The sequence below is a fragment of the Methyloceanibacter marginalis genome (genome assembly GCF_001723295.1).
In the GTDB taxonomy this organism is placed as follows: domain Bacteria; phylum Pseudomonadota; class Alphaproteobacteria; order Rhizobiales; family Methyloligellaceae; genus Methyloceanibacter; species Methyloceanibacter marginalis.
In genome coordinates, this window is the sequence record NZ_LPWD01000024.1 from 1 (window position 1) to 4,757 (window position 4,757).

Here is a 4,757-nt window from a genome sequence, read left to right on the forward strand (position 1 = left end):
CCACCGGTCGAGGGCTTCGATCAGGTCTCGGGCTTCGACCTCGAGGCCGTCGAGGCGGCCATCGGCGATGAGACCGCCGGCGTCTTGCTGGAGCCCATCATGGGCGAGGGCGGCATGCGCGAAGTGCCGTATCGTTTTCTGCAAGATTTGCGCGCCCTGTGCGACGAGAAGGAGATCTTGCTCGTGCTCGATGAGGTCCAGAGCGGCGTTGGGCGGACCGGGCGCTTCTATGCCCATGAGTGGGCGGACGTCACGCCGGACATCATGGCCACCGCGAAGGGGCTCGGCGGCGGCTTTCCCGTGGGCGCGTGCCTCACCACCGAGGCGGTGGGCCAAGCCATGACGCCTGGCAGCCACGGCTCGACCTTTGGCGGCAACCCACTCGCCATGGCGGTCGGCAACGCGGTGCTCGATGTCGTTTTGGCTCCTGGCTTTCTCGAACATGTCGCGCAAATGGGCCTAAGGTTGAAGCAGCGGCTCGCTGGGCTCGCCGACGAGCACAGCGACGTCATCGCCGAGGTGCGGGGCCAGGGGCTCATGGTCGGGCTGAAGTGTAAGGTGGAGAACCAGAAGCTCATCGCCGGCTTGCGCGAGCGGGGGCTGCTTACCGTGCAGGCCGGCGACAATGTCGTACGCCTGCTGCCGCCGCTTATCGTGGGCGAGGAGGAAATCGACCTCGCCTGCGCCACGATCGACGCCGCTTGCGCCGCGCTGAAAGTAAGTGCGAGCGAGAACGCATAGCATTTCGAGACTTTTTCCATGTCATCTCAGCCGAAGCATTTCCTCGATCTCGACCTATTGGACGCCTCGATCCTGCGCGCCATCCTCGACAGCGCCGCAGCCATGAAGAAGTCCGGCAAGGTTCCGAAGGCGCTTGGCGTACCGCAAGGCGCGGTGCTCGCCATGCTCTTCGAAAAGCCGTCCACCCGCACGCGCGTGTCCTTCGAGGTCGCCATTCATCAGCTCGGCGGCACGGCCATCGTGCTCAATCCGCAGGACATGCAACTCGGGCGCGGCGAGACGGTTGCCGATACCGCGCGGGTTCTGTCGCGCTACGTGGACGCCATCATGCTGCGTACGGGCCCGCCCGCGACCCTCACCGAGTTTGCCGAGAACAGCACGATCCCGGTGATCAACGGCCTCACCACGCGGTCCCATCCGTGCCAAATCATGGCCGATGTCATGACCTTCGAGGAACGCAAGGGTCCCATCAAGGGCCGCACGGTCGCCTGGATTGGTGACGCTAACAACGTTTCCACGTCGTGGATGCATGCGGCGGCGCGCTTCGGCTTCACCTTGCGCATGGCGGCGCCCGCCGATTTCGCGCCCACGTCGGACAATCTGGCCTGGGCAGAAGGCGAGGGCGCCAAGATCGAGGTGATGGACAGCGCGCGCGAAGCCGTGCACGGCGCCGACTGCGTGGTCACCGATACCTGGGTCTCCATGGGTGACAACGACGCCCAAAAGCGAAAGGCGGCCTTGCGTCCTTTCCAGGTCGATGAGGCGCTGATGGCCGTTGCCAAGCCGGACGCGATCTTCATGCATTGCCTGCCGGCACATCGCGGTGAGGAGGTGACCGACGCGGTGATCGACGGTCCGCAATCCGCCACGTGGGACGAGGCGGAGAACCGGCTTCACGTTCAGAAGGCCATTCTCGCCTGGTGCCTCGGGGCGCCCAAAGCCCGCAAAGGCAAGGTGCTGAAGTTCGACCCTGCTCGCGCCAGGGCGGCTAAGGCGAAAAGGCAGGCCAAAAAGTCAAAGAAGGCGGCGCCGAGGAAGCTGGCCCGCGCCAAGACACGCGGGGCTGGACGGTGAGCGATCCAATTTCGGACACTCACATCGAGCTCTCGTTGCCGCCGGATGATCTCGTCCTGCCGTTTCAAGCCGAGCAGGCCGACGTGCTCGGCCGCTTGGTGCAGCTCGGGCCGACCGTCGACACGATCCTGTCGCGCCACGCTTATCCGGAGCCCGTGTCGCGGCTCCTGGGCGAGGCCGTGGCGCTCACCGCGCTGCTCGGCGCTTCCCTCAATCCGGAGGGCAAGCTGATCCTGCAAGCGACCACCGACGGACCCGTCGATCTGCTGGTGGCTGACTTTTCAGTGCCGGGCTCCTTGCGGGGCTATGCGCGGTTCGACGCCGAGCGTCTGGCTGCTCTCGATGCAGATGACGATGCGGCGCTTCTGGGGCACGGCCACCTCGCAATGACCATCGACCGTGGCGTGGATACGGAACGCTATCAGGGCGTCGTGCCGCTCGAAGGCAAGAGTCTCACCGAAGCCGCCGATACTTATTTCCGCCAGTCAGAGCAGCTTCCGACCTTCATCCGGCTGGCGGTCGCGCGGCACTTTCGGGCCGGAGAGAACGGCGAGGGCGCCTGGACCTGGCGGGCCGGCGGCCTGCTCGTGCAGAAGCTGACGCGCGAAGGGGGTGTCTCCAGCCTCAAGGAGTTCGAGGAGGACTGGACGCGGGCCAAGTCGCTCGCCGAGACCGTCGAGGATCACGAGTTGCTAGACCCCATGCTGTCGCCCGAGCGGCTTCTCTTCCGCCTGTTTCATGAGGAGCAGGTGCGCGTCTATCGCGCCATTCCGCTTCAGACCTATTGCAGTTGCTCGCGCGAGCGTGTCGAAGAATTGCTCGATCGCTTCTCGGCCGAGGACATCGCCGAGATGACGGTGGACGGCGAGGTGTGGGTCACCTGCGAGTTTTGCAACGCCCGCTACAGCTTCGATCCGGATAGCTTCGGCGAACAATAGCGTCTAAGCGCGGAGCCGCGCCGTCAGGTCGTCGAGGAATTTCAGGCAGGCTTCGAGCTGCGCGACAGCCACGAACTCATCGGCTGCATGCGCTTGTGCGATGTCGCCCGGGCCGCACACGACCGACGAACAGCCGGCTTGCTCGAACAGCCCCGCTTCCGTGGCATAGGACACGCCGCTTGTGCGGTTCGCGCCGGTGAGCGCCATCGCAAGGTTCACGGCTTCCGACTGGGGCGGTGCCGAGAACGCGGGTACGGACGTCTGGCTCTCGGTCTCCACCGCGGCTGCTGGCGCGACTTTTCGCATCGCCGGCAGCAGGTCGCGCGCGGCAAAGGCGGCCAATGCCTCGGGGACATGGCCGATTTCCGCTCCCGGTAAGCTTCTGATTTGCCAGCGAAATGCGCAAGTCTTCGGCACGATGTTCGGCGCGGTGCCGCCCTCGATCATGCCGACGCTCATTGTGGAGCAAGGCGGTTCGAAGTGGAGATCGTTCTCCTTTGCCGCTATCTCGGCCGCCATGCGGTCGATCTCGTCGACGAGCTTCGCCGCAACGGAAATCGCGTTGACGCCAAGCGACGGAAGGCTCGAATGGGCTTCCTTGCCGGTGACGGTGGTGCGGTAGACGTCGATACGCTTGTGTCCGTCGATCACTTGCATGCTGGTCGGCTCGCCGATGATCACCACGCGCGGCTGGGGCAGGTCCGTGCCGACACGCGCGATTAGCGGCCGGCACCCCGGCGCAGCCACCTCTTCGTCATAGGAGATGATGATGTGGATCGGCTCTTTCAGCGCCACCGACTTGAACAGCGGCACCGAGGCGAGCACGCAAGCAATGAAGCCCTTCATGTCGCACGTGCCGCGCCCGTAGAGCTTGCCGTCCCGTTCCGTCAGCGTGAAGGGGCCGCTCGCCCACTTCTGCCCCGTGACCGGTACGCAATCGCTATGGCCGGAAAGCCCGACGCCGCCCGCGCCCTCGCCGATCGTGGCGAAGAGGCAAGCCTTCTTGCCGTCCTCGCTTGGAACCAGCGTCGAGGTGACGCCGTGTCCGTCCAGATAGTCTTGAACGAAGGCGATCAGATCGAGATTCGACTTCGCGCTCGTGGTGTCGAAACCCACGAGTCTTGCGAGCAGCTCGACGAGAGCGGATTGAGTGGCCACCAAGCAATCTTTCTGAGGCGATTTGAGATCGTGTTTTGCGTTGGGGTCAGACGGCGCGGCCAAATCGTTCTGCCGACCTCGCCCGTGCTTTGAGCGCCTCAATTTCGCGATCGCGCGGCGGGGCGTTCGTCACAAGGCTATCGAGCAGCTCGCGCGCGGCCTCCGAAACCTTATCGACCGCGCGATGGAAGGCGACTTCGTTGGTCTTGGACGGCGTCGTGCAGCCACTCAGTTTCCGGACAAACTGGAGTGCGGAGGCACGGACCTCCTCGTCCGTGGCTGGCGGTTCGAAATTATGCAGCGTCTTGATGTTTCGGCACATGGTCTGGCCCCATGGAAGAAAAGGACGCGAGAGGGTTGCATAGGGTCCTGCCGCCCGGCAAGGCGCTCACCGCGCTTTCGCTGCGGTAAGGGCGTGGTCGAGATCGGCTTCCAGGTCGTTCGGCTCTTCCAGCCCGATGGAAAGCCGGATCGTATTGTCGAAAATGCCGAGCTCCGCGCGGGCCGCGTCCGTCAAGCGTTGATGCGTCGTGGTCGCCGGATGCGTGGCGAGGCTCTTCGCATCGCCGAGATTGTTGCTGATCTTGAACAAATCGAGCGCGTTCAGCACCGCGAAGGCGGCGTCCTTGCCGCCCTTGGCCTCGAAGGCGACCATCGGTCCGCCATTGGCCATCTGCTTCTTGGCGAGGTCGTGCTGAGGGTGGTCGGCCGGCCGGGATAGAACACGCGTTCGACCTCTGCACGACCCGCGAGAAAGTCGGCGATACGTGCTGCGGATGAGCAATGCCGCTCGACGCGCAGGGGCAGCGTCTCCAGGCCTTTGAGCAGCACCCAGGCCGTGAACGG

General features: G+C 64.7%; 5 protein-coding genes and 1 pseudogene. 3 read left to right on the plus strand and 3 right to left on the minus strand.

Annotation, left to right across the window (positions count from 1 at the left end):
- The 3 genes from AUC71_RS01035 to AUC71_RS01045 all read left to right on the plus strand — a co-directional run.
- A partial coding sequence (locus AUC71_RS01035) for an aminotransferase class III-fold pyridoxal phosphate-dependent enzyme (protein ID WP_141701353.1) occupies positions 1-741 on the plus strand: 741 nt, incomplete at its 5' end.
- Between the two features lie 18 nt (positions 742-759).
- Complete coding sequence (argF, locus tag AUC71_RS01040; RefSeq protein WP_069622760.1) at positions 760-1,815, plus strand: ornithine carbamoyltransferase; 1,056 nt, start codon at positions 760-762, stop codon at positions 1,813-1,815.
- Complete coding sequence (locus AUC71_RS01045) at positions 1,812-2,753, plus strand: Hsp33 family molecular chaperone (protein WP_069622761.1); 942 nt, start codon at positions 1,812-1,814, stop codon at positions 2,751-2,753. Before argF ends, AUC71_RS01045 begins: the two co-directional genes overlap by 4 nt.
- Positions 2,754-2,756: 3 nt before the next feature.
- On the opposite strand, the gene argE is transcribed toward AUC71_RS01045, so the two are convergent.
- The 3 genes and pseudogenes from argE to AUC71_RS17180 all read right to left on the minus strand — a co-directional run.
- The gene (argE, locus tag AUC71_RS01050) at positions 2,757-3,911 is read right to left on the minus strand and encodes an acetylornithine deacetylase (protein WP_342021444.1); all 1,155 of its coding nucleotides are present in this window, start codon (positions 3,909-3,911) and stop codon (positions 2,757-2,759) included.
- A 46-nt stretch (positions 3,912-3,957) separates the two neighbouring features.
- The gene (locus AUC71_RS01055) at positions 3,958-4,233 is read right to left on the minus strand and encodes a DUF2277 domain-containing protein (RefSeq protein ID WP_069622762.1); all 276 of its coding nucleotides are present in this window, start codon (positions 4,231-4,233) and stop codon (positions 3,958-3,960) included.
- A gap of 66 nt (positions 4,234-4,299) precedes the next feature.
- A pseudogene (locus AUC71_RS17180) lies at positions 4,300-4,757 on the minus strand (PLP-dependent transferase); the annotation flags it as partial.